The organism is Streptomyces lushanensis (assembly GCF_001700515.1).
GTDB lineage: Bacteria > Actinomycetota > Actinomycetes > Streptomycetales > Streptomycetaceae > Streptomyces > Streptomyces lushanensis.
Genome location: NZ_MAUD01000120.1, coordinates 18030 through 43731 on the forward strand (window position 1 = coordinate 18030; position 25702 = coordinate 43731).

A 25702-nucleotide genomic window follows, 5' to 3' on the forward strand; every position below is an offset into this window, starting at 1 on the left:
CACATCGCCCGACCCCGCCGTCGGTCCGGACAGGCCCTTAGCTCTGGGTGGCCTTCTGAGTCGCCCACCACTCCTTGAGAGCGGCCACAGCCGTGTCATGCTCCATCGGCCCGTTCTCCAGCCGCAGCTCAAGCAGGAATGTGTAGGCCGCGCCGATCACCGGGCCTGGCCCGACACCCAGGATCTCCATGATCTGGTTGCCGTCCAGATCGGGCCTGATCGCATCCAGCTCCTCCTGCTCCTGAAGCTGGGCGATGCGCTCCTCCAGGCCGTCGTACGCGCGGGAGAGCGCGCTCGCCTTGCGCTTGTTGCGCGTGGTGCAGTCCGAGCGGGTCAGTTTGTGGAGCCTGTCCAGCAGTGGACCGGCGTCACGCACATACCGCCGCACCGCGGAGTCGGTCCACTCTCCCGTCCCGTAGCCGTGGAAGCGCAGATGCAGCTCCACCAGTCGTGAGATGTCCTTCACCACATCGTTGGAGTACTTCAGCGCGGTCAACCGCTTCTTGACCATCTTCGCGCCCACGATTTCATGGTGATGGAAGGAGACCCGGCCGTCCTGCTCGAACCGCCGTGTCCTGGGCTTGCCGATGTCATGCAGCAGAGCGGCCAGCCGCAGCACCAGATCCGGCCCGTCCGCCTCCAGATCGATGGCCTGCTCCAGAACGGTCAGCGAGTGCTCGTACACATCCTTGTGCCGGTGATGCTCGTCGCTCTCCAGCCGCAGGGCCGGCAGCTCCGGCAGTACCCGGTCGGCGAGCCCGGAGTCGACGAGCAGCGCCAGCCCCTTGCGCGGATGTACGGAGAGGGTCAGCTTGTTCAGTTCGTCACGCACCCGCTCGGCGGAGACGATCTCGATCCGGCCGGACATCGCCTTCATGGCCGCGACCACGTCCGGGGCCACCTCGAAGTCCAGCTGCGCGGCGAACCGGGCGGCCCTGAGCATCCGCAGCGGATCGTCGGAGAAGGACTCCTCAGGAGTACTGGGGGTGCGCAGCACCCGCGCGGAGAGATCCTCCAGCCCGCCGTGAGGATCGATGAACTCCTTCTGCGGCAGCGCGACGGCCATCGCGTTCACCGTGAAGTCCCGGCGTACGAGGTCTTCCTCGATGGAGTTCCCGTACGACACCTCAGGTTTGCGCGACGTCCGGTCGTAGGATTCCGAACGGTAGGTCGTCACCTCGATCTGGAACCGCTGATCGGTGTCTCCGACCCGGGCGTCCTTCTGGACACCGACCGTGCCGAAGGCGATGCCGACCTCCCAGACCGCGTCCGCCCATGGCCTGACGATCTTCAGGATGTCCTCGGGACGGGCATCGGTGGTGAAGTCCAGATCGTTGCCGAGCCGGCCGAGAAGGGCATCCCTGACCGAACCGCCGACCAGAGCGAGACCGAATCCGGCATCCTGGAATCGGCGCGCCAGATCATCGGCGACGGGGGAAACCCGCAGCAGTTCACTGACCGCGCGGCGCTGCACCTGGCTGAGTGCACTGGGACTGACTTCATTGGCGTTCGGCACAACAGAAAAGGGTACGTGCCGTGGCTGCCGCGAGCGGCCCGGTTTCCGGGCTCCCGACCTCCGATGCAGGGGATTCCGGCGTCGCATGAGATTCTTCCGATCATGTGGAGCAGTCCCCAGCACTTCGCCACAGCGCACATCGTTACCATGCGTGGACGCAGGAACGGACAGACCACCGACGGCAGCAAACGATGACGAGGGACGGGCGAGCGCGTGGCGGAGGCGGCAGACTTCCAGGGGACGGGTCACTCTCCTGCCCGCCGGTGGCTGCGGCGCACAGCCTCCCTGCTCGCCGGAGCACCGCTCCTGGCGGGCCTGGTGGCAGGCGCGGCGGCTCCCGCGGCCCATGCCGCTGTCGGCGCGCCGGCGGCCGATGGTTCCCGTACGGTCGCTGTGGCGCTGAACACACTGACGCCGGGCGCGCCGGTGCAGGGCGACACGCTCACGATCTCCGGCACGGTCACCAACAAGGGCAAGAAGACCGTCACCGACGCCCAGGTGGATCTCCGGGTGGGTCCGCGGCTCTTCGGCAGAACCGCCATCGACGACGTCTCGGCGCGCTCCAGCGAGTCCACGGGTGATACGGCCCCGATCGGCGACAAGTACAAGGTCACTCTCCCGAAGCTCGCCTCGGGCATCCCGCAGGACTTCACCCTCTCCGTACCGGTCAACAAGCTCGGGCTGGACGACGAGGGCGTCTACCAGGTCGGTGTCTCACTGACCGGCCAGACCTCCTCCGCGCCGTACGCCCAGCTCCTGGGCATCCAGCGCACCTTCCTGCCCTGGCAGCCCGAGGCCACCGAGAAGAGGACCGAGCTCACCTACCTCTGGCCGTTGATCTCGTCGACGCATCTCTCCGCGGAGACCGGTTCGGACGATCAGCAGACGCCGGTCTTCGAGAACGACGACCTCGCCGAGGAGCTGGCCCCCGGCGGCCGACTGGAGCAAATGGTCTCCCTCGGCAACCAGCTCCCGGTCACCTGGGTCATCGACCCCGATCTGCTCGCGACCGCCGACGCGATGACCGGGAACTACCGCGTCAGAAGCGGGAAGACCACCGTCCCCGGCGCCAACCAGGCGATGGCCCTCAAGTGGCTCAACGAACTCGAGAAGGCCGTACAGGGCCGGAAGGTCGTCGCCCTGCCGTTCGGGGATCCGGATCTGGCGTCGCTGGCCCACCGCGGCAAGGACGTCTCCGGCGCGCTCAGCCATCTCCAGCCCGCCACGGATGTGGCCGCGAAGACCGTGGAGACCATCCTCCATGTGAAACCGTCCGTCGACTTCGCCTGGCCCGTGGACGGCGCGATCGACCCTTCGATCGTCGATGTCGCGACCTCGGCGGGCGCCCACCATGTCATCACCCGCGGCGACAGCCTCCAGGACAATCTCTCGTACACCGCCAGCGCCGCACGGCCCATCGGTGGCGGGACGACGGCCGTGGTCGCCGACACCCGGCTCTCCACCGCCTTCCAGGGCGATATGACGGCGACGGGCAGCTCCACCCTCGCGGTACAGAAGTTCCTCGCACAGTCGCTGGCCCTGACTCTTCAGGAGCCCGACAACCAGCGCAGCATCGTGGTGGCCCCGCAGCGGATGCCGACGGCGGCCCAGGCGCAGGCGATGGCACGTGCGCTGCGCGGGCTGGACACCGAGCGCTGGACGGAACCGTCCGATCTGATCACCGCGGCGGCGGCCACGCCCGACGACGACGCCACGACCAAGGTCCCCGGATCCGGCCGGTACCCGAAGGAACTGCGCGGCCAGGAGCTGCCCACACAGGCGTTCCTCGACATCCAGAGGACGCAGAGCCGACTGGACAACTTCAAGGCCATCCTGAGCTCACCGGACCGGGTGGCGGCTCCCTTCGGCAACGCGATCGGCCGTGCGGTGTCGACATCCTGGCGTGGCACCCCGGACCCGGCACAGCAGTACCGCACCACGGTGGAGGACTATCTGCTGGACCTCACCAACGAGGTGCAGCTCATCCCGAAGTCCGTCCTCACCCTGTCCGGCCGCAGCGCGACCATCCCGGTGACCGTCCAGAACAAGCTGGTGCAGGGCGTCCAGAATCTGACGCTGCGCCTCACCTCCGAGAAGCCGACGCGCCTCAAGCTCGACAGCGGCGCGCGGATGGCGGAGCGGCCCATCAAGATCGACGGCGGGCACAGCCAGTCGGTGAAGTTCACCGGAGCGGGCAATGCCAACGGCCCGGTCCAGGTGACCGCACAGCTCTACACCGAGGACGGCAAGCTCTACGGCGGGCCCATGACCTTCCAGGTCAGGGTCTCCGAGATCACGCCCACCGTGATGCTCGTCATCGCCGGCGGTGTGCTTCTGCTGGTCCTCGCCGGTGTCAAGATGTACAGCCAGCGCAAGCGGGCGGTGGCCCGCAAAGCCGCCGCCGAGCCCCTGGACGACGGCAGCGGCACCACCGACGGGTCCGCCGCCGACGGCACGGAGGGCGCGCACGACACGAAGGACACGGACGCCGCGCGGGCCGTGGAGGACACGGAACCCGAGCAGCCGAGTGACCCGACACCGGACACCGCACCGGAAAGCGCGGACGCGTCGGGCCCGGGTGAGAAAGTGGACCGTTGAGCGATGTCGTGGCCGGTCGGCCGGGGACGATGAGGTGGGGTAACCATGAACGCGCCGTACGACGGTGACCGCGGACAGGGCGCGGGCGGCGATCCGGCAGGCCAGGTTCCGCCTTCCGCGCCGTCCGCCCAGGATCCCTATGTCCAGGACGCCTACAACCGGGACCCCTACTGGGCGCAGGACCTCTCCGCGCAGGATCCGGTGACCGAGGCGCTGTACGACCGCGCCTCGCACCCGCCTCCGCCCCCGGGCACCTATCCGGATTCGCAGACGCTGTACCAGCAGCCGCCCGCGCAGCAGTACGCCCCCGATCCCCGTGTCTGGGCGCAGACCCCGCCGCCCGAGCCCTCCGGCCCCTCCCGCCGTCTGCCCTACGGGGACGACCCGAGGACCACCCAGTACACGGGCGTCGACGACCTCGTCTCCTGGGCCGGTGACGAGATCCCGGAGCAGGACGCGTTCGCGCATCTCTACCGCGACCAGCAGGGCTCGGGACAGACGCTCACCGAGCCGGAACCGGTGGCCGCGCCGGCTCCGCCCCCGGCGAAGAAGCAGGGCAAGGCCGCGGGACTGCTCAAGTCGAGTGCGGTGATGGCCGCGGGCACGCTGGTGTCCCGGCTGACCGGCTTCGTACGGAGCCTGGTGATCACCGCCGCCCTGGGCGCCGCGCTGCTCGGTGACTCCTTCACCGTCGCCTACACCCTGCCGACGATGATCTACATCCTCACCGTCGGCGGCGGCCTCAACTCCGTCTTCGTCCCGCAGCTCGTGCGGGCGATGAAGAATGACAAGGACGGCGGCGTCGCCTACGCCAACCGGCTGCTGACGCTCGTCATGGTGGCCCTCGGGGCGATCGTGGCTCTCGCCGTGTTCGGGGCGCCGCTGCTGGTCCGGCTGATGTCGGACACCATCGCCGGTGATCCCGCCGCCAACAACGTGGCCGTCACCTTCGCCCGTTACTGCCTGCCCACGATCTTCTTCATGGGCGTGCATGTGGTGATGGGCCAGATCCTCAACGCGCGCGGGAAGTTCGGCGCGATGATGTGGACCCCGGTCCTCAACAACATCGTCATGATCGCCACGTTCGGTCTCTTCATCTGGGTGTACGGCACCGCCGGCGACTCGGACATGACGGTCAAGACCATCCCGGCGGACGGGGTGCGGCTGCTGGGCATCGGTACGCTCCTCGGCCTCGCCGTCCAGGCCCTGGCGATGATCCCGTATCTGCGTGAGACCGGGTTCCGTTTCCGCCCGCGCTTCGACTGGAAGGGCCACGGCCTGGGCAAGACGGTGAAGCTGGCCAAGTGGACCGTCCTGTTCGTGCTCGCCAACCAGGCCGGTGTGCTCGTCGTCACCCAGCTCGCCACCGCCGCCGGCGAGGCCTCCGGCAAGGACGGCACCGGCATCCTCGCCTACAGCAACGCCCAGTTGATCTGGGGCATGCCGCAGGCCATCATCACCGTCTCGGTCATGGCCGCTCTGCTGCCGCGGATCTCCCGCGCCGCGCATGACGGCGACCCGGGCGCGGTGCGCGACGACATCTCCCAGGGGCTGCGCAATTCGGCGGTCGCCATCGTCCCGATCGCCTTCGCGTTCCTCTCGCTCGGCGTTCCGACGTCGATCCTGATGTTCTCGTCCAGCGGTCTGGAATCGGCACGGTCCATGGGCTTCATCCTGATGGCGTTCGCCCTCGGACTGATCCCCTACTCCGTGCAGTACGTGGTGCTGCGTGGCTTCTACGCCTACGAGGACACCCGGACCCCCTTCTACAACACCGTCATCGTCGCCGTGGTCAACGCCGCGGCCTCGGCCGGCTGCTATGTGGTGCTGCCGTCCCGCTGGGCCGTGGTCGGCATGGCCGCCTCGTACGGTCTGGCCTACGCGGTCGGTGTCGGTATCGCCTGGCGCAGGCTGCGCAACCGGCTGGGCGGGGATCTGGACGGCGGGCGCGTCCTGCGCACGTACGCCCGGCTCTGCCTGGCGTCCGTACCCGGAGCCCTCGCGGCCGGCGCGCTCGCGTACGTCGTCCTCAACACGCTCGGCGGCGGCGCTCTGGCCTCGCTGGTGGCACTGGTCGGCGGTGGCATCGTCCTGCTGGGCATCTTCTTCGTCGCGGCCAAGAAGATGCGGATCGAAGAACTGAACTCCATGGTCGGCATGGTGCGCGGACGCCTCGGCCGGTAGAACGGCGCGGCCGAGCACAACCATCATCGGCTGCCGCGTGTCGTGCATAGCGTCCGACTGTGGGCACAATTGGCTTGGCTGTTGGATAGCGCGCAACGGATGGGGAGGCAGGAGCGACGGTGGCGGAACGTAGCACGGCTGCCGTCGACGTGGCCGACAACAGTGGCGATGAGCCGCTGACCGCCAAGGCGGACAAGGCCACGGCCGACGGGGTGGCGAAAGCCCAGGACACGGCGGAGAAGTCCGCACCGGACACGGGCGGCGAGCAGCGGAGCGCCGTGCCGGGCATCGCGACGCCCGAGCTGCACAGCGGCCACAAACTCGCCAGACGGTACCGCCTGGAGGAGTGCGTCACCCGTCTGGACGGTTTCAGCAGCTGGCGTGCCGTGGACGAGAAGCTGCGCCGTGCCGTCGGCGTGCATCTCCTCCCCGCGGACCATCCACGGGCCCGTTCCGTGCTCGCCGCGGCCCGCTCCGCCGCCCTGCTCGGCGACCCGCGCTTCGTCCAGGTCCTGGACGCGGTCGAGGAGAACGACCTCGTCTATGTCGTCCACGAGTGGCTGCCGGACGCCGTGGAACTCACCGCGCTCCTCGCCTCGGGGCCGATGGAGGCCCACGACGCCTACCAGCTGGTGAGCCAGGTCTCCCAGGCCATGGCGGCGGCCCACCGTGAAGGTCTCGCCCATCTGCGGCTGACTCCGGGAGCGGTCCTGCGGACATCGACCGGCCAGTACCGGATCCGCGGTCTGGCCGTGAACGCCGCGCTCCGCGGAATCCGCGCCGACCGGCCGCAGCGCACCGACACCGAGGCCATCGGCGCGCTTCTCTATGCCGCGCTCACCCAGCGCTGGCCGTACGAGACCGATGCCTACGGTCTCTCGGGCCTGCCCAAGGGCGTCGGGCTGATCGCGCCCGACCAGGTGCGCGCGGGAGTCCATCGCGGTCTCTCGGAGCTCGCCATGCGGGCCCTGATCAATGACGGTGCCACCGCGTCCCGTCAGGAACCGCCCTGCACCACCCCGGACGAGCTGGCCGCCGCGGTCGCGGAGATGCCCCGTATCCGCCGGCCCGAGCCCACCTTCACGGCCCCTCCGGAGTACCAGCGCACCACGTACCAGCAGGGCACCTACGGGCGCGCGCAGACGGGCCTCGGAGCGATGCCCGCCCCGCCGGTGACGCCTCCTCCGCCCCCGCTCCAGGGCCGTACCGGCAAGGCCCTCAAATGGACCGTCGCCGCGCTCCTCATTGCCGCCCTGGGCCTCGGAAGCTGGCAGGTCGCCGACCGCCTTCTGGACGGGGGCAACAAGGGCGGCGACGCCCCGCCCACCGAGACCACCACCGGAGACGGCGACAAGCCGGCCAAGCCCGTGAAGCCGCTCCGGATCGCCGGCGCGACCGAATTCATGCCGAGCGGGGCTGGAATAAAGCCGGAACTCGTACCGAACGCCGTCGACGGGAAATCCGGCACCGCGTGGATCACGCTCCAGTACAAGGGCTACGCCAACTTCGGCAATCTCCCGAACCGCAAGGACGGCAGCGGGATAATCGTTGATCTCGGCAGCGTGCGGGATGTGTCCGGCATCGACCTCGACATGTACCGCGCCGGACACACGGCGGAAGTGCTCGCCGCCGACCCGGACGCGTCGGCTCCGACCGGCCTCTCGGACTTCCCCCAGCGCCTCACCAAGCTGGAGACGGTCGGAAAGACCCTCAAACGCGCGCTCGACAAGCCCGTGCGAACCCGATACGTATTGATCCACATCACCGAACTGCCCAACGACACATCCGCCTATCTCTTCCGGGGCGGTATCTCGGAGATCAAGATCACCGGCTGACCGGACCAGGAGAGCCGACCGGACCAGGGGAGGGGGCTCACCGTTGGACGACGTCGCACTCGGCGATTCAAGTGACCACGACCTGCTGAGCGCTCATGTCGCAGGCGACCCTCATGCCTTCGGTGAACTGGTACGGCGCCACCGCGACCGGCTCTGGGCCGTCGCCGTGCGGACGCTCGGCGACCGGGAGGAAGCGGCGGACGCGGTGCAGGACGCTCTCGTCTCCGCCTTCCGGGCGGCTCATACCTTCCGTGGTCAGTCCGCGGTGACCACCTGGCTGCACCGGATCACCGTCAACGCCTGTCTCGACCGGGCCCGCAAAGCAGCTTCCCGCAGGACCTCTCCCGTCGACGACACCGAGCGGCTGGAGCAGCTCCTGGAGCCTCACGAATCGGCGGAGGCCCCTGCCGAGCGCCAGGACCTCCACCGTGAGCTGCTGGCGGCCCTGGCCAAACTTCCCGTCGACCAGCAGGCGGCCCTGGTGCTGGTCGACATGCAGGGCTACCCGGTGGCGGAGGCCGCCACGATCCTGGGTGTCCCCACCGGAACGGTGAAGAGCCGCTGCGCCCGCGGCCGGGCGAGACTGCTCCCCATGCTCACTCATCTACGAGCAGACACCGGGGGTAGCGGCGAACTCGGCGGGGGAAGGAACCGGACGCCAGGGGCATCCGTCCCACCGGCATCAGCACCAAGGGATTCAGGACCAAGTGATCCCGCTGGAGTGAAGGGCGGAGGTGGGCGCGCATGACATCGACGACCGACATGGCTCAGCACCCGGATGTCTCGGAGATCTCCGACCTGGCGGAAGGCCTGCTCCCGCCGTCCCGTGCCGCCGATATAAGGGACCATCTCGACGGTTGCGCGCTCTGCGCCGATGTTCATGACTCGCTCGAAGAGATCAGGGGACTCCTCGGCACCCTGCCCGGACCGTCGCGGATGCCGACCGATGTCGCCGAGCGCATCGATGCGGCACTGGCGGCAGAGGCGCTACTGAACGCGACCGCACCCGACGGGGCCACCCATGTTTCACGTGAAACATCGCCGCCCTCCGAGCCGCCCGCCGAGTCAGACGCCTCCTCCGTATCGACGGAGAGCGCGCATCCGGACATGTCGTCGGTGGACACCTCACCGGCCGAGGCCGTACGGGCAGGACGTCCTGCCGGGCGGCCGAGGGCGGCCACGGGTCCCGGTCGCACGGCGCAGGCGCGCCGTCGCCGCCGTACCGCCGTTCTGGGGGCCGTCTTCGGGACAGCCGCCGTGGGTGTGAGTGTTCTACTGCTTCAGTCACTCCATTCCGGCAGCGCCGACAACGACGCTCAGACCGGCTCGGCGCTCAGCTCCACCAAGAGCGACGGTGAAGAGTTCACCGAGGACCGACTCCAGAACAGTGTGGACGCACTACTGGCCTCCGGCTGGGCAGCGGACCCGGGCGCCAAGGAGCCCGGCGGTGAACAGGAAGTCCCTCCGCGTGAGCGGAGCGGTTCGAATACGCCTTTGCTCCAGCCCGCGCCCGAGGTCCCGCTCTGTATCGAGCAGGGAATCGGCCGTACCGAGCCCGTACTCGCCGCCCAGCAGGGTATGTATCAGGGCAGCCGTGCCTATCTCGTCGTCCTCTCCCACTCCACCGACAGCAGTCAGATCCAGGCGTATGTGGTCGATGCCACCTGTGTGGACAACCGTTCCTCGGCCAAAGGGAGAGTCCTGCTGACACACGCCTACCCTCGCCGCTGACGACACCGGCGGTGCCGCGGGGATCCTCGGGAATGCGGGACCCGTAGGATCCGTTGGATGGGGTGACAGTCGTTGATCCGGCCCCAGTAGGCAGTCTGCAGAGACGAGGAAGAATCCCGTGAGCGACGTCCGCAATGTGATCATTATCGGCTCCGGGCCCGCCGGCTATACGGCCGCGCTGTACACCGCGCGTGCATCGCTGAAGCCGCTGGTCTTCGAGGGCGCCGTCACCGCTGGTGGTGCGCTGATGAACACCACCGATGTGGAGAACTTCCCGGGGTTCCGCGACGGCATCATGGGTCCGGACCTGATGGACAACATGCGGGCACAGGCGGAGCGCTTCGGCGCCGAGCTCGTCCCGGACGATGTCATCTCCGTCGACCTCGCCGGTGACATCAAGACGGTCACCGACACGGCGGGCACGGTACACCGGGCGAAGGCCGTGATCGTCACGACCGGCTCCCAGCACCGCAAGCTCGGCCTGGCGAACGAGGACACTCTCTCCGGTCGCGGTGTCTCCTGGTGCGCCACCTGTGACGGCTTCTTCTTCAAGGAGCAGGACATCGCTGTGGTGGGCGGTGGCGACACCGCGATGGAGGAAGCCACCTTCCTTTCGCGCTTCGCCAAGTCCGTCACGATCGTCCACCGCCGGAACACGCTGCGTGCCTCCAAGGCCATGCAGGACCGCGCTTTCTCCGACCCGAAGATCAAGTTCGCCTGGGACAGCGAGGTCGCGGAGATTCACGGCGATCAGAAGCTCTCCGGACTGACCCTCCGCAACACCAAGACCGGTGAGCTCTCGGCTCTCCCGGTGACCGGCCTGTTCATCGCGGTGGGCCATGACCCGCGGACCGAGCTCTTCAAGGGGCAGCTCGATCTGGACAGCGAGGGCTACCTCACCGTCGATGCACCGTCGACACGGACCAGCCTGTCCGGCGTCTTCGGTGCCGGTGATGTCGTGGACCACACCTACCGTCAGGCGATCACCGCCGCGGGCACCGGCTGCTCCGCGGCTCTCGACGCCGAGCGCTTCCTCGCTGCGCTGAGCGACAGCGAGCACGCCGAGCCGGAGAAGACCGCCACCGTCTGAACCTCTGTAGCAACCCCACACCTCATAAACCTAAGGAGGCCGCCGTGGCCGGCGACCTGAAGCATGTGACCGACGAATCGTTCGAGCAGGATGTCCTCAAGAGCGACAAGCCCGTACTGGTGGACTTCTGGGCCGCCTGGTGCGGACCCTGCCGCCAGATCGCCCCGTCGCTCGAAGCCATCGCGGCCGAGTACGGTGACAAGATCGAGATCGTCAAGCTCAACATCGACGACAACCCGGCCACCGCAGCCAAGTACGGCGTCATGTCCATCCCGACGCTGAACGTCTACCAGAACGGCGAGGTCGCCAAGACCATCGTCGGTGCGAAGCCCAAGGCCGCGCTCGTCCGCGACCTGGAGAGCTTCATCAGCGAGTAGTCGACGGCAGCCGCTGGCCGACTCCAATGTTTCACGTGAAACGGGCCCATTCCCCGGTTGGGAATGGGCCCGTTTTCCTGTGCCTCAGGCCGCCCGGACTGGCGAGCGATCAGAGCGGTCGAAGCGCGGGTTCCTTCTTCACCGCGCCCAGCAGCCGGTCCAGCGCCAGCTCCACATCCTCTTTCCAGGAGAGCGTAGTCCGTAGCTCCAGCCTCAGCCGTGGATGCCGTGGATGAGGACGTACGGTCTTGAAGCCCACCGCCAGCAGATGATCCGCGGGCAGTACACAGGCCGGTTCCTTCCACCGGGCATCACCGAACGCCTCGATCGCCTTGAACTCCCGCCGCAACAGATCCTTGGCCACGGTCTGCACCATCACCCGGCCGAGCCCCTGTCCCTGATAGCCCGGCTTGATCCAGGCGGTCATCAGCTGAACCGCGTCCGGAGAGACGGGACTCGTCGGAAAGGCCATCGAGCGCGGCACATATGCGGGCGGCGCGTAGAGCACAAAGCCCACCGGCAGATCGTCCACATAGACGACACGGCCGCAGGATCCCCATTCCAGCAGGACGGCCGAGATCCAGGCTTCCTTCTCCATCTCGGATCTGCCGGCTCCTACCGCGGCTTCTCCGCTGACCGGATCGAGCTCCCAGAAGACACACGCACGACAGCGTTTGGGAAGATCCGGAAGGTTGTCCAGCGTGAGCGGTACGAGCCGACGCCCCATGAAGGCTGTTCTCCACTTCCTTCGCCTGCCGCACCACGGGCGGCTGCCAGCGCACCCCGTTCCCGAAGCAGGCCACCGACAAAGCCGCCGATCACCCCAAGACTCAGTCCTGCTGACACCAGATGACTGCGGCTCACCGATCGCATGGCCCTCGTTCTCCTTCTGAGGTGATCAAGGTGGATGCGCCATACCAGAACGCATCGTATCCACCCAGAGGTATCTGGCACACCGAGGGACAGCAAAGGGCGGGCTGTGTTCCGGTAAGCATGGAACACAGCCCGCCCGATGGCAGCGCGAGAATCTCAGCTCTCGTCGTCGTCCTCCGCGGAATCCCCGGAAAGTCCCTTGTCCAGGACGCGTCCCTCGCCAGGAGCGAGGGTGCCGAGAATCCGTTCCAGATCGTCCATCGAGGCGAACTCGACCACGATCTTTCCCTTCTTCTGACCCAGGTCGACCTTCACCCGGGTCTCGAAGCGGTCGGAGAGACGTGATGCGAGGTCGGTCAGCGCCGGCGACAGCCGCGCACCGGCCCTGGGTCCCTTCGCCTTGGGCGTGCTCTGCGGACGCGACCCCATCAGGGTCACGATCTCCTCCACCGCACGCACCGAGAGCCCTTCAGCCACGATGCGATGCGCCAGCCGGTCCTGCTCCTCGGAGTCGTCCACCGACAGCAGGGCCCGCGCATGACCGGCCGACAACACTCCGGCGGCAACCCTGCGTTGTACCGGGAGAGAGAGCCGGAGCAGCCGCAGCGTGTTGGAGACCTGCGGACGGGAGCGGCCGATCCGGTCGGCGAGCTGGTCATGCGTGCAGTTGAAGTCCTTGAGCAACTGGTCGTACGCCGCGGCCTCTTCCAGCGGGTTGAGCTGGGCGCGGTGCAGATTCTCCAGCAGCGCGTCGAGCAACAGCTTCTCGTCGTCCGTCGCACGGACGATCGCCGGAATACGCTCCAGCCCCGCCTTCCGGCAGGCCCGCCAGCGCCGCTCGCCCATGATGAGCTCATAGCGCTCCGGGCCCACCTGCCGTACGACCACGGGCTGGAGGAGCCCCACCTCATTGATGGAGGTGACCAGCTCGGCCAGGGCGTCCTCGTCGAACACCTCACGTGGCTGACGGGGATTCGGTGTGATGGAGCCGATCAGCACTTCGGCGAAGTGCGCCACATCGGTCCCCGTCGACTCGGGCACCGTCTCGGACTCGGGTGAAACCGTCTCGTCGTCCGGCGCCATGGCCGCCTGTGGCAGCGAGGTCGCCTTCGCAGCGGCCACACCGCGGTGCGCGGTCAGCACCGGAGCCGCTCCGGGAGCCGCCGGGGCCACTCCTGGAGCGGGTACCTGCTTCTCCTGCGGAGCGGCAGGAATCAGCGCATTGAGCCCACGCCCCAATCCTCTACGTCGCTCGCTCACTGGATCCCCTCCGACATACTCTGCTGACTGTTCTGGCTGCCCACATGGGCCTGCTGGGCGTCATAGTGCACCCCGACCCCCCTGAGTGCGATTTCGCGGGCGGCTTCGAGATAGGACAAGGATCCACTGGATCCTGGATCGTACGTCAGCACCGTCTGGCCATAACTCGGCGCCTCCGAGATACGCACGGAACGAGGGATGCTCGTCCGCAGCACCTCGTTACCGAAGTGACTCCGCACCTCTTCCGCCACCTGCGAGGCGAGCCGAGTCCGGCCGTCGTACATGGTGAGAAGGATCGTCGACACATGCAGCGAGGGATTGAGATGCCCCCGCACCAGGTCGACATTCCGCAGGAGCTGACCCAGCCCTTCCAGCGCGTAGTACTCGCACTGGATGGGAATCAGCACCTCCGCGCCGGCGACCATCGCATTGACGGTCAGCAGGCCGAGCGAGGGTGGGCAGTCGATCAGGATGTAATCCAACGGCTGCTCATAGGCCTCGATCGCCCGCTGAAGCCGGCTCTCCCGTGCCACCAGCGACACCAGCTCAATCTCCGCACCGGCGAGATCGATGGTGGCGGGGGCACAGAAGAGGCCTTCGACGTCCGGAACGGGCTGGACCACCTCGGAGAGTGGCTTGCTCTCCACCAGGACGTCATAGATCGAGGGGACTTCGGCGTGATGGTCGATACCGAGCGCCGTGGAGGCATTGCCCTGGGGATCGAGGTCGATCACCAGCACGCGCGCGCCGTGGAGCGCGAGCGAGGCGGCAAGGTTGACCGTGGTGGTGGTCTTCCCTACGCCGCCCTTCTGATTGGCAACGACCATGACACGCGTCTGCTCAGGACGGGGCAGACCCTCGCCGGCTCGGCCCAGTGCCTCGACTGCCAGCTGGGCAGCGCGACCAATGGGGGTGTCGTCCATCGGGGGTGGCGTTTCACGTGAAACATCCTCCCCCACCGACTCGGTGCGGGGACCGGGGACCGGATCGGTCATCGGTCCCGCGATGTTGGCGTCGGACCGCAAGGATTCACTCTCCTCGACTTCAGACTCGCAATGAAGAGAGCCTGCCATGCTTTCGGGGTCGTGAACCAGCGAGGCCCGTGGTTCTGTGGATGAATCCACATCTGTGGACAACCCCGTGCCCCTTACGAGGGGCTTTCGGCCGCGTGGTGTGGAAGCCGCGCGGCCACGGCCGATGATTCCTTGTAGCAGTGAGCGACGTTTCACGTGAAACACGATGCACGCGCCGCAGGGCTACATCGTCACGACACTCCGCACCGCATGGGCAGGGCAGCTTGTATGGAGCACCACCGGTAGCAGCGTAGTCCGGTACCGCTCAGCGGCGTCGCCGCGCACGGCCCGCCCGGGCGGCCTTGGCCCGCTTCGTGGCGAACCTCACCCCACCGGGACTCTCCCCGACCTCGACCCGCACCACGGTGGCCAGCGGATCGACGATACCTTCTCCGACCTGGAGCACCGAGGTTTCCAGGACACCGAGCTTGCTCAGCGCCGCACGGGCCCCCTTGATCTCCTCCTCGGCCGTGTCGCCCTTGAGCGCCAGCATCTCGCCGTACGGACGGAGCAGCGGCACCCCCCAGCCCGCCAGCCGGTCCAGTGGAGCCACCGCACGTGCCGTCACCACATGCACCGGCTGGAGTGTGCCGAGGACCTCCTCGGCACGGCCACGCACCACCGTGACATGGTCCAGGCCCAGCAGCTCGACCACCTCCTGGAGAAAGTTGGTCCGCCGCAGCAGCGGCTCCAGCAGCGTGATCTTCAGATCCGGCCGTACGAGCGCCAGCGGGATCCCGGGAAGCCCCGCCCCCGAACCGACGTCGCAGACCATGACGTCTTCGGGCACGACCTCGGAGAGCACCGCGCAGTTCAGCAGATGGCGTTCCCACAGCCGTGGTACCTCGCGTGGACCGATCAGACCGCGCTTGACCCCCGCGTCCGCCAGCAGCTCCGCGTAGCGGACAGCCTCGGGAAAGAACTCACCGAAGACAGCACGAGCCGCGTCCGGTGCAGGGGGAAGCTCTGCTGCTTCCGTCACGGGAACCGTCCTTCCATACCGAACCACCGAGCGGTGGCTGACTATCAGGCTGGCAAAAATCGGCCCCGCCTGCGGAACAGACGGGGCCGGAAAGCGGTGGACCGGTCAGGCCGGGAGCACCACGACGAAACGCTGGGGCTCCTCGCCCTCGGACTCGCTGCGCAGACCCGCGGCGGCAACCGCGTCATGCACAACCTTCCGCTCGAAGGGTGTCATGGGGTTCAGCTTCACCGGCTCACCGGTGCTCTTCACCTCGTCCGCGGCCTTGGCACCCAGCTCGGCCAGCTCGGTGCGCTTCCTGGCCCGGAAGCCCGCGATGTCCAGCATCAGCCGGCTGCGGTCCCCGGTCTCCCGATGGACCGCGAGCCGCGTCAGCTCCTGAAGCGCCTCCAGCACTTCACCGTCGCGTCCCACCAGCTTCTGCAGATCCCGGCCGCCCGAGTCGCTGATGATCGAGACCGCGGCCCGGTCGGCCTCGACGTCCATGTCGATGTCGCCGTCGAGATCAGCGATGTCGAGCAGGCCTTCGAGGTAGTCGGCCGCGATCTCCCCTTCCTGCTCCAGGCGGGTCAGGGTGTCGCCCCCCTCGGCGGCGGAGATGGTGCCTTCCGTCACGGATGGACTCCTTCTTACTTCTTGGACGGGTGCTTGGGCCGCTGCTGGCCCTTACGCTGCCCCGACTTGGCTTGGCGTGCGGAACCGGCGGCGGGCTTGCCCGTCGGCTTGGACGTGGTGTCCTGCGGCTCGTCCTTCTTCTGCAACGAGGTCTTCGCCATGTCGTCGGCGGCCTCGGAGTCCTTGTCCTCGGCCGGCTTCTCCGTACCCGGGTGGGCAGCGGCGGCGGCCTGCCGCTGCGCCTTGGTCTGGCGCTTCGGCTGCTGCCGCCTCGCCGCGCTGCCGGACTCGGCGTCGGCAGAGGTGGTCTCACTCTTGATCACCGTGCCGTCGGCCTGGGCGGCCAGACCCACCTTGGCCAGACCCGTCACAAACTTGCGCTCGTTGTCGTTGCGGTCGGGCCCCTTGGCCACGATCGCCTTGACGATATTGCGCTTACGACGGGAGCGGACCTCGCTGTGGGCGGTGATGCTCTTGAGCAGCCGCTGAAGGTACTGGTCCTGCGCCTTGCTGCCCGGCGTCGGGTTCTGGTTGATCACATACATCTGCTGGCCCATGGTCCACACGTTGGTGGTCAGCCAGTAGACGAGCACACCGACGGGGAAGTTGATACCGGTGACGGCGAAGATCAGCGGGAAGATGTACATGAGCATCTTCTGCTGCTGCATGTACGGCGTCTTGACCGTGAGGTCGACGTTCTTGGTCATCAGCTGGCGCTGGGTGTAGAACTGCGAGGCCGACATCAGAACGATCATGATCGCGGTGACCACGCGCACATCGGTCAGCGAAGCGCTCAGGGACGCGACCTTGTCACTGCTGTCGGTGAACTTGGCGGCCAGCGGGGCGCCGAAGATATGCGCCTGACGCGCGCTGTCCAGCAGCGACTGGTTGATGACGCCGATCGTCTTGCCGCTCGCGATGCTGGAGAGCACGTGGTACAGGGCGAAGAAGAACGGTGACTGCGCCAGGATGGGAAGACATGAGGAGAGGGGGTTGGTGCCCGTCTCCTTGTACAGCTTCATCATCTCTTCGGACTGACGCTGTTTGTCGTTTTTGTAGCGCTCCTGGATCGCCTTCATCTTGGGCTGGAGCACCTGCATGTTCCGGGTCGACTTGATCTGCTTCACAAAGAGCGGAATCAGACAGATCCGGATCAGCACCACCAGGGACACGATGGACAGTCCCCAGGCCCAGCCCGTGTCGGGGCCGAAGATCGTCCCGTACAGCGAGTGGAACTGGACAATGACCCATGAAACAGGTGTGGTGATAAAACTGAAAAAACTGGCAATCGTGTCCACTAATCAGGCTCCTTGAGCTTTGGACGAGGTCTCTGCGGCTGGACCGGGAGTTTCGGGGGCCGGTCCCCCGGAAGGCACGCCAGCGGCGGAGTGCCCGCCCTTACTGCCGCGCCACGCATTGCGCAGCAGTTCGTGCCACCGTGGGCGTCTACGCGGCGGGACATGGTCCACACCGCCCGGCGACCACGGATTGCACCGCAGGATGCGCCAAGCGGTCAGCGCCGTGCCCTTCACCGCGCCATGCCGGTCGATGGCCGTATATCCGTAGTGCGAACACGACGGGTAGTACCGGCAGACGGGCCCCAGCAGCGGGCTGATCGTCCACTGGTACAGCTTGATAAGAGCCAGCAGCGGGTATTTCATCGCGTGCCCCCTCCCAGCAGCCGCCGGAGAGCGGCATCCAGGTCTCGGGCCAGTTGTGCATGATCGGCGTCACCCGCTCCGGGCAGCGCCCGTACGACAACCAGGCTACCGGGGGGCAGCTCGGGCAGTCGTTCACGTATCAGATGACGAAGTCTGCGCTTCACCTGGTTACGTACGACGGCACCGCCCACGGCCTTGCTTACGACGAAACCCGCACGCGTCGGGGAGGCGCTCTCCCCAGGCGCGTGCGGGTCCATTGCACCGCTGCGTAGATGGACGACAAGAAGCGGGCGTCCGGCCCGGCGTCCTCGGCGAACCGCGGCCGCGAACTCCTCGCGCCGCCTCAGCCGATTCTCGGTAGGCAGCACGTCATGACCTGACGGCGATCAGGCGGACAGACGGGCGCGACCCTTGCCACGGCGGGACGCGAGAATCGCGCGGCCGGCACGGGTACGCATCCGCAGCCGGAAGCCGTGGGTCTTGGCGCGACGACGGTTGTTCGGCTGGAAGGTGCGCTTGCTCACTCGGGGGCTCCAGAGATGATGTGTGTGATGGCGGGACATCGCCTGGCTGTCACCGTGCGCCCACGAGTAGCTCGCGTTTACGCCCGAGTGCACCGCTTCACAACCACAGATCGTGATCTTTGCCCATCGGAGGCAGGCGGCAGCAGCCATCGACAACTCGACCTGGTCACGGTACGCGCGGCTACGCCATCCGGTCAAACCAGCTCCGTGCCGGGCTCCATTGTGCACAGGCTGTGGACAACAACTTGAACCGCGTGGGTCGCCGTGACTACCGTGGCTGAACTCCGGCTTCGTTTCCTGCCGGTCTTCCCATCCCGTCCCGAGAACCACACATTCGTGGGACCTGCGAGAGAGCGTGCCTTGTGGCTGATGTACCTGCCGATCTTGCCGCAGTGTGGCCACGAGTGCTGGAGCAGCTCCTCAGGGAGGGCCAGCAGGGCGTCGAGCCCAAGGACAAGCAGTGGATCGAGCGCTGCCAGCCCCTGGCCCTCGTGGCCGACACCGCCCTGCTCGCCGTCCCCAACGAGTGGGGGAAGCGCGTCCTGGAGGGACGGCTCGCCCCTCTCATCAGCGAGACCCTGAGCCATGAGTGCGGCCGGCCCATCCGCATCGCCATCACCGTCGACGACTCGGCGGGCGAGCCCACACCGCCGGCTCCCGCCGTGCCTCAGCAGCACCGCTACCAGGGCCCGCAGCACGACGAACAGCGGCAGAGCGATACATACGACAGCTACGGGCACCGCCCGTCCGACGACGGCATGCCCTCCGTACGCCCGGCCTACCCGGACTACCAGCAGCAGCGCCCCGAACCCGGTGCCTGGCCGCGTACCCAGGAGGACCTGTCCTGGCAGCAGCCCCGGCTCGGCGGCTACCAGGAGCACGATCCGTACGCCACCGTCCGCCCGCAGCAGCAGCACGACTACCGGCAGCCGCAGGGCCTCGACCCCTCGCCGTACGAACAGCGTCCCGACCGGCACGACCGTCACGACCTCCAGGAGCCGCCGTCGCCGCGCCACGGCGGCGGGCCGGGGGGAGGGCCCGGCGGCGGACCCGGAGGAGGACCGCACGGCGGACCCCGCGGTGGCGTTCCGGGACCGCTCGGCGCCCAGCCCGCCCCGGCGGGCCCCGGCGAGCCGCACGCCCGGCTCAACCCCAAGTACCTCTTCGACACCTTTGTGATCGGCGCGTCCAACCGGTTCGCGCACGCGGCGGCCGTCGCCGTCGCCGAGGCGCCGGCGAAGGCGTACAACCCGCTCTTCATCTACGGGGAGTCCGGGCTCGGCAAGACGCATCTGCTCCACGCCATCGGGCACTACGCCCGCAGCCTCTACCCGGGCACCCGCGTCAGATACGTCAGCTCGGAGGAGTTCACCAACGAGTTCATCAACTCGATCCGTGACGGCAAGGGCGACACCTTCCGCAAGCGGTACCGCGATGTCGACATCCTCCTGGTCGACGACATCCAGTTCCTGGCGAGCAAGGAGTCGACGCAGGAGGAGTTCTTCCACACCTTCAACACGCTCCACAACGCCAACAAGCAGATCGTGCTGTCCTCGGACCGGCCGCCCAAGCAGCTGATCACCCTTGAGGACCGGCTGCGCAACCGCTTCGAGTGGGGGCTGACCACCGATGTGCAGCCGCCGGAGCTGGAGACGCGTATCGCGATCCTCCGCAAGAAGGCGGTGCAGGAGCAGCTCAACGCACCGCCCGAGGTCCTGGAGTTCATCGCCTCCCGTATCTCACGCAACATCCGCGAGCTGGAGGGCGCGCTCATCCGGGTCACGGCGTTCGCCTCGCTCAACCGGCAGCCGGTGGATCTCGGGCTCACCGAGATCGTGCTCAAGGACCTGATCCCGGGCGGCGAGGACTCGGCTCCGGAGATCACCGCCGCCGCCATCATGGCGGCGACCGCCGACTACTTCGGTCTGACGGTGGAGGATCTCTGCGGTTCCTCGCGGAGCCGGGTGCTGGTGACGGCCCGCCAGATCGCGATGTATCTCTGCCGGGAGCTGACCGATCTCTCGCTGCCCAAGATCGGTGCGCAGTTCGGCGGCCGTGACCATACGACCGTGATGCACGCGGACCGGAAGATCCGGGCGCTGATGGCCGAGCGGCGCTCCATCTACAACCAGGTCACCGAACTCACGAACCGCATCAAGAACGGCTGACACGGCCGGCGCAGCCGTCACGCCCAGCACGGCCGACGCACTCGTCACGCCCAGCACGGCCGGCCGCGGCTGACACGGCCGGCTCGGCCGACGCGCCATCTGTGGGCGAAGGGCGCCCGGGACACCGTCCGAGACGGTCCCGGGCGCCCTTTTTCCTGCCGCGAAACCCCGCCCGGACCTCTCGACGACGTCGCCGGCGCGTCGGTCCCGCTCCTGAGCTGTTCGAATCAGCGCCCGGCCGAGGGCCTTCTCCACAGATTCGGGAGCGATCTTCCGTCCACAGCCTGGGGACCGGGAAGTTGTTCAGACTGTGTCCACAGGCTCACCGGCCGGAGATCCATCGGGCCAGGTCAGGCCCCTGTGGAATTGTGGCTGACGCCCCTCCACAGACTGTGGACGAAAAAATCTTCCACAGGGCGGCGTCTCGGTTGTCCACCGGCGACCCACAGGCGGACCCGCGTTGCCCACAGGCTGTCCACATCCCTGTCCACTGTTCGGCAACGAAACACCCAGGATCGCTGAATCGAGTGAAAGGCGTCACACCAAGAAGGCGGATTGGGCTGTGGGGAACCTGGGTAAAGCTGGGGACAGCTCTGGGGAGAACTCCCTGTGGCCTGTGCATCGGTTGTGCAGAACTTTCGCGTGTCCACAGAACCACCGAGTTGTCCACGGGCGGCGCCCACAGGACCGGTGGACAAAAAAGCGGGTCTGACCTGCGGAAACGACGTTATCCACGGTTTCCACAGGCCCTACTACTACTCCCACTCAGAGTTAGCTGGGAATCCGCTTGGAAGTGGGCCCTGTGCACAACTCGGCCTCCGAGCCTCCGCCGCCGCTCGCACCGACTTGACCCGCAGCCGCACCGACTGTCGGCGCCGTACGTCAGACTGGTCCCCGGCATCACAGCCGACGACGAAGGCCAGCAGGGCGAGCCAGCAACAGCAGGAGGCGGTTCCGGTGAAGATCCGGGTGGAGCGCGATGTACTCGCGGAGGCGGTGGCCTGGGTGGCCCGCAGCCTCCCGGCCCGTCCGCCGGCGCCCGTACTTGCGGGCCTTCTGCTGAGGGCCGAGGACGGCGCTCTGAGCTTCTCCAGCTTCGACTACGAGGTCTCGGCACGGGTCTCGGTGGACGCCGAGGTCGAGGAGGACGGCACCGTCCTCGTCTCCGGCCGGCTCCTCGCCGACATCTGCCGCGCCCTGCCCAACCGCCCGGTGGAGATCTCCACGGACGGTGTCCGGGCGACGGTCGTCTGCGGCTCCTCCCGCTTCACGCTCCACACACTCCCTGTGGACGAGTACCCGGCGCTGCCGCAGATGCCGACGGCCACCGGCACCGTCCCCGGTGAGGTCTTCGCCTCGGCCGCCGCCCAGGTCGCCATCGCCGCCGGGCGCGACGACACGCTGCCGGTGCTCACCGGCGTACGGATCGAGATCGAGGGCGACACGGTCACCCTGGCCTCGACCGACCGCTACCGCTTCGCGGTCCGTGAGTTCCTCTGGAAGCCGGAGTCCCCGGAGATCTCCGCGGTCGCCCTCGTGCCCGCCAAGACGCTGCTGGACACCGCCAAGGCGCTCACCAACGGCGACACCGTCACCCTGGCGCTCTCCGGGTCCGGTGCCGGTGAGGGGCTGATCGGCTTCGAGGGCGCCGGACGGCGCACCACCACCCGGCTGCTCGAAGGCGACCTGCCGAAGTACCGCACGCTGTTCCCCACCGAGTTCAACTCGGTCGCGGTGATCGAGACCGCCCCGTTCGTCGAGGCCGTCAAGCGCGTGGCCCTGGTCGCCGAGCGGAACACCCCGGTGCGGCTCAGCTTCGAGCAGGGCGTGCTGATCCTGGAGGCCGGTTCCAGCGACGACGCACAGGCTGTGGAGCGCGTCGACGCGCAGCTGGAGGGCGACGACATCTCCATCGCCTTCAACCCGACCTTCCTGCTGGACGGTCTGAGCGCGATCGACTCGCCGGTGGCGCAGCTCGCGTTCACCACCTCCACCAAGCCGGCGCTGCTCAGCGGCCGGCCGGCGGTCGACGCCGAGGCGAACGAGGCGTACAAGTACCTGATCATGCCGGTACGCCTGAGCGGCTGACCCCACAGGTGAGTGGCCGGGTCCGGGCGTAGGCTCGGATCCGGGTACGCAATCGCCTCAACGCTTAAGGAATCCCTGATGGAGCTCGGTCTCATCGGTCTCGGCAAGATGGGCGGCAACATGCGCGAGCGCATCCGCCGCGCGGGCCACACCGTCATCGGGTACGACCGCAATCCGGACCTTGCCGATGTGCACAGCCTTCAGGAGCTGGTGAGCAAGCTCAAGGGACCTCGGGCCATCTGGGTGATGGTCCCGGCGGGTGCGCCGACCCAGGCGACCATAGACGAGCTGGCCGCGCTGCTGTCCCCCGGCGATGTCGTGGTCGACGGCGGCAATTCCCGCTGGACGGACGACGAGAAGCACGCCGTGGAGCTCGGCATCAAGGGCATCGGCTTTGTCGACTGCGGGGTCTCCGGCGGTGTCTGGGGCCTGGAGAACGGCTACGCGCTGATGTACGGCGGTACCCCGGAGCATGTGGCGCAGGTGCGGCCGATCCTCGACGCGCTCAAGCCCGAGGGCGACTTCGGCTCCGTACACGCGGGCAAGGTCGGTGCGGGCCACTTCGCCAAGATGGTCCACAACGGCATCGAGTACGCCATGATGCAGGCCTATGCCGAGGGCTGGGAGCTGCTGGAGAAGGTCGACTCGGTCACCGATGTCCGGGAGGTCTTCCGCTCCTGGCAGGAGGGCACGGTCATCCGCTCCTGGCTGCTGGACCTGGCGGTCAACGCCCTGGACGAGGACGAGCACCTGGACCGGCTGCGGGGCTTCGCGGAGGACTCCGGCGAGGGCCGGTGGACGGTCGAGGCGGCGATCAACCACGCGGTGCCGCTGCCCGCGATCACCGCGTCGCTGTTCGCGCGCTTCGCCTCCCGGCAGGACGATTCGCCGCAGATGAAGATGGTCGCGGCGCTGCGCAACCAGTTCGGCGGCCACGCGGTCGAGTCGAGCGAACCGAAGAAGTGAACGCTTCGGCGATCAGCGGCCGAAGCCGCCGGCGCCGCTGAAGCGGCGGAGGCCGACGAGACAGCGAAAGAGCGGCGGAGACGAAGCAGCCGCAGTGGAGAACAGAGCACCGAGCCGGGGGAGGCCGACGCACACCCATGCACGTCACGCATCTGTCACTGGCCGACTTCCGTTCCTACGCCCGGGTCGAGGTGCCGCTCGATCCGGGCGTGACCTCTTTCGTCGGGGCGAACGGCCAGGGAAAGACCAATCTGGTCGAGGCCGTCGGGTATCTGGCCAGCCTCGGCAGCCACCGGGTGTCGTCCGACGCGCCGCTGGTACGGATGGGTGCGGACCGCGCGGTGATCAGGGCCTCGGTCACCCAGGGTGAGCGTTCGCAGCTGATCGAGCTCGAACTGAATCCCGGTCGCGCCAACCGCGCCCGTATCAATCGGTCCTCGCAGGTCAGACCGCGTGATGTGCTGGGGATAGTACGGTCCGTGCTGTTCGCGCCGGAGGATCTGGCGCTGGTCAAGGGCGACCCGGGCGAGCGCCGCCGGTTCCTCGACGAACTGATCACCGCCCGCTCACCCCGGATGGCGGGCGTGCGCTCCGACTACGACCGGGTGCTCAGACAGCGCAACACCCTGCTGAAATCCGCGGCGATGGCCCGGCGGCACGGTGGGCGTGGCATGGATCTGTCCACGCTGGACGTGTGGGACCAGCATCTGGCGCGCGCGGGTGCGGAGTTGCTGGCGCAGCGGGTCGATCTGATCGCGACCCTTCAGCCGCTCACGGACAAGGCGTACGAGCAACTGGCGCCCGGTGGCGGACCGGTGGCGCTGGAGTACCGTTCCTCCGCCCTGGACGCCGTCGCGCTCGACGACGCCGCGGCCGGTCTCGCGGTCTCCGGCGCGGATCCGGTCCCTGGTGTGGGCACGGGCGTGGACATGTACAGCGCCGCGTCCGCGCACACACGCGACGAGCTGTACGCGCAGCTTCTGGCCGCTCTGGCCGGTGTGCGCAAGCAGGAGATCGAGCGCGGTGTGACGCTGGTCGGTCCGCACCGCGACGACCTGGTGCTGAATCTGGGCCGTATGCCCGCGAAGGGGTACGCCAGCCACGGCGAGTCCTGGTCGTACGCGCTGGCGCTGCGGCTGGCCTCGTACGATCTGCTGCGCGCCGAGGGCAATGAGCCGGTGCTGGTGCTGGACGACGTGTTCGCCGAGCTGGACGCCCGACGGCGGGAGCGGCTCGCGGAACTGGTGGTTCCGGGTGAGCAGGTGCTGGTGACCGCGGCGGTGGACGACGACGTCCCCGGAGTGCTGGCGGGCGCCCGCTTCATGGTGGCCGAGGGCGCGGTGGAGCGCGTATGACCGGCTTCGGAGGCTCGGAGCCGCCCGCGCAGCTGCCCACCGGGCCGTCCGGCGCGGTGCCGCCGCCGGTTGCCGGGTCCTCCGGTGTGGATCTGGCGCGGGTCGCGCTGCGCGCGGCCAAGGAGCAGGCACGGGCGCGTGGTGCCGCCGTACAGCAGAAGAAGCAGGCCAGATGGGGCGGCGGGCTGCGGTCGGGGTCCGGGGCCGACGGCCGTGATCCCCTGCCGCTCGGCGCGGCGATCAACCGGCTGATCACGGAGCGGGGCTGGGAGACGCCGGCCGCCGTGGGCGGGGTGATGGGCCGCTGGCCGCAGATCGTCGGCGAGGACGTGGCGAAGCACTGTGTGCCGCAGCGTTACGACGACGGCAAGGACGAGCGGGTCCTGACGGTCCAGTGCGATTCGACGGCCTGGGCGACGCAGTTGCGGCTGCTGGCGCCCCGGCTGGTGGCCCGGCTGAACGAGGATCTGGGCCATGGCACCGTACGGACGATCAAGGTGCTGGGGCCCGGTGGCCCGCCGCAGCGGTACGGCCGGCTGCGCGCGCCGGGAAGCAAGGGACCGGGCGACACCTACGGCTGACGGCCCCGGGAGCCGGCCTCCCGGACCGGCCGGACGGACCACCCCGTACGGGCCCGGTCGTACGGATCGGTCGTACGGCGCTCTGCCGGGCCGGCCGTGCGGCTTGCCGGGAGCAGCGGGCGGCGCCTCACCCCTACGAGTGAAGGAGCGGATCCGCTGTGACGTGACCAGGGAAACCTTCCTGACGCGGGACACTCCCCGCCCCTCCTCCGCCCTCCCCACCGG

22 protein-coding genes are annotated in these 25702 nt (G+C 68.2%); 12 read left to right on the top strand and 10 right to left on the bottom strand.

Features of this window, described 5'->3' with window-relative positions; translation table 11 throughout:
- Positions 1-37: 37 nt before the first annotated feature.
- Entirely contained in the window at positions 38-1516 is a 1479-nt protein-coding gene (locus BFF77_RS11150; RefSeq protein WP_211280198.1) for a CCA tRNA nucleotidyltransferase, read from the bottom strand.
- Positions 1517-1729: 213 nt separating this feature from the next.
- Between BFF77_RS11150 and BFF77_RS11155 the strand changes: the two genes are divergently transcribed.
- The 7 genes from BFF77_RS11155 (at position 1730) to trxA (ending at position 11331) form a co-directional block, all read left to right on the top strand.
- Positions 1730-4114 (top strand): DUF6049 family protein, encoded by a 2385-nt coding sequence (locus tag BFF77_RS11155; RefSeq protein WP_079125027.1) that lies wholly within the window; start codon positions 1730-1732, stop codon positions 4112-4114.
- Between the two features lie 45 nt (positions 4115-4159).
- Positions 4160-6298, top strand: a complete 2139-nt coding sequence (gene murJ / locus BFF77_RS11160) for a murein biosynthesis integral membrane protein MurJ (RefSeq protein WP_066947139.1) — start codon at positions 4160-4162, stop codon at positions 6296-6298.
- A gap of 119 nt (positions 6299-6417) precedes the next feature.
- Positions 6418-8133: a protein kinase family protein gene (locus BFF77_RS11165; protein WP_066947141.1), complete on the top strand. Its 1716-nt coding sequence runs from the start codon at positions 6418-6420 to the stop codon at positions 8131-8133.
- A 43-nt stretch (positions 8134-8176) separates the two neighbouring features.
- Positions 8177-8881: an RNA polymerase sigma factor SigM gene (gene sigM, locus BFF77_RS33070; RefSeq protein ID WP_079125028.1), complete on the top strand. Its 705-nt coding sequence runs from the start codon at positions 8177-8179 to the stop codon at positions 8879-8881.
- Complete coding sequence (locus tag BFF77_RS11175; protein ID WP_066947149.1) at positions 8878-9864, top strand: anti-sigma factor family protein; 987 nt, start codon at positions 8878-8880, stop codon at positions 9862-9864. Before sigM ends, BFF77_RS11175 begins: the two co-directional genes overlap by 4 nt.
- Before the next feature lie 118 nt (positions 9865-9982).
- Complete coding sequence (gene trxB, locus BFF77_RS11180; RefSeq protein ID WP_066947151.1) at positions 9983-10954, top strand: thioredoxin-disulfide reductase; 972 nt, start codon at positions 9983-9985, stop codon at positions 10952-10954.
- 44 nt (positions 10955-10998) lie between these two features.
- Positions 10999-11331 (top strand): thioredoxin, encoded by a 333-nt coding sequence (trxA, locus tag BFF77_RS11185; protein WP_066947153.1) that lies wholly within the window; start codon positions 10999-11001, stop codon positions 11329-11331.
- Positions 11332-11440: 109 nt separating this feature from the next.
- Here trxA and BFF77_RS11190 read toward each other — a convergent pair whose 3' ends face one another.
- The 9 genes from BFF77_RS11190 to rpmH all read right to left on the bottom strand — a co-directional run bounded on the left by BFF77_RS11190 (position 11441) and on the right by rpmH (position 18319).
- On the bottom strand, positions 11441-12058 hold the full coding sequence (locus tag BFF77_RS11190; protein WP_066947157.1) for a GNAT family N-acetyltransferase: 618 nt from the start codon (positions 12056-12058) through the stop codon (positions 11441-11443).
- A gap of 302 nt (positions 12059-12360) precedes the next feature.
- Positions 12361-13464, bottom strand: coding sequence for a ParB/RepB/Spo0J family partition protein (locus BFF77_RS11195; RefSeq protein WP_079125029.1), 1104 nt, complete (start codon positions 13462-13464; stop codon positions 12361-12363).
- Positions 13461-14537, bottom strand: a complete 1077-nt coding sequence (locus BFF77_RS11200) for an AAA family ATPase (protein WP_079125030.1) — start codon at positions 14535-14537, stop codon at positions 13461-13463. The genes BFF77_RS11195 and BFF77_RS11200 overlap by 4 nt, the downstream gene beginning before the upstream one ends.
- 265 nt (positions 14538-14802) lie before the next feature.
- A complete protein-coding gene (gene rsmG / locus BFF77_RS11205; protein WP_066947160.1) occupies positions 14803-15519 on the bottom strand; it encodes a 16S rRNA (guanine(527)-N(7))-methyltransferase RsmG in 717 nt (238 codons plus the stop codon).
- Positions 15520-15624: 105 nt separating this feature from the next.
- Positions 15625-16134 carry a Jag family protein gene (locus BFF77_RS11210; protein WP_066947163.1) on the bottom strand — a complete coding sequence of 170 codons (510 nt, stop codon included), beginning with the start codon at positions 16132-16134 and terminating at the stop codon, positions 15625-15627.
- Positions 16135-16148: 14 nt separating this feature from the next.
- Positions 16149-17432 (bottom strand): membrane protein insertase YidC, encoded by a 1284-nt coding sequence (gene yidC / locus BFF77_RS11215; RefSeq protein ID WP_066947165.1) that lies wholly within the window; start codon positions 17430-17432, stop codon positions 16149-16151.
- Between the two features lie 3 nt (positions 17433-17435).
- The gene (yidD, locus tag BFF77_RS33075; protein ID WP_079125032.1) at positions 17436-17795 is read right to left on the bottom strand and encodes a membrane protein insertion efficiency factor YidD; all 360 of its coding nucleotides are present in this window, start codon (positions 17793-17795) and stop codon (positions 17436-17438) included.
- A complete protein-coding gene (rnpA, locus tag BFF77_RS33080) occupies positions 17792-18163 on the bottom strand; it encodes a ribonuclease P protein component (RefSeq protein ID WP_079125033.1) in 372 nt (123 codons plus the stop codon). The genes yidD and rnpA overlap by 4 nt, the downstream gene beginning before the upstream one ends.
- Before the next feature lie 18 nt (positions 18164-18181).
- A complete protein-coding gene (rpmH, locus tag BFF77_RS11225; protein ID WP_003949374.1) occupies positions 18182-18319 on the bottom strand; it encodes a 50S ribosomal protein L34 in 138 nt (45 codons plus the stop codon).
- 362 nt (positions 18320-18681) lie between these two features.
- Between rpmH and dnaA the strand changes: the two genes are divergently transcribed.
- From dnaA to BFF77_RS11250, 5 genes are all read left to right on the top strand, one after another.
- Positions 18682-20487, top strand: coding sequence for a chromosomal replication initiator protein DnaA (gene dnaA, locus BFF77_RS11230; RefSeq protein WP_079125034.1), 1806 nt, complete (start codon positions 18682-18684; stop codon positions 20485-20487).
- Positions 20488-21444: 957 nt separating this feature from the next.
- Positions 21445-22575: a DNA polymerase III subunit beta gene (dnaN, locus tag BFF77_RS11235; protein ID WP_066947173.1), complete on the top strand. Its 1131-nt coding sequence runs from the start codon at positions 21445-21447 to the stop codon at positions 22573-22575.
- A gap of 78 nt (positions 22576-22653) precedes the next feature.
- Positions 22654-23541 (top strand): phosphogluconate dehydrogenase (NAD(+)-dependent, decarboxylating), encoded by an 888-nt coding sequence (gnd, locus tag BFF77_RS11240; protein ID WP_066947176.1) that lies wholly within the window; start codon positions 22654-22656, stop codon positions 23539-23541.
- 137 nt (positions 23542-23678) lie between these two features.
- On the top strand, positions 23679-24896 hold the full coding sequence (gene recF / locus BFF77_RS11245; RefSeq protein WP_066947178.1) for a DNA replication/repair protein RecF: 1218 nt from the start codon (positions 23679-23681) through the stop codon (positions 24894-24896).
- Entirely contained in the window at positions 24893-25477 is a 585-nt protein-coding gene (locus tag BFF77_RS11250) for a DciA family protein (RefSeq protein WP_066947180.1), read from the top strand. The genes recF and BFF77_RS11250 overlap by 4 nt, the downstream gene beginning before the upstream one ends.
- The last annotated feature ends 225 nt before the right edge of the window (positions 25478-25702 follow it).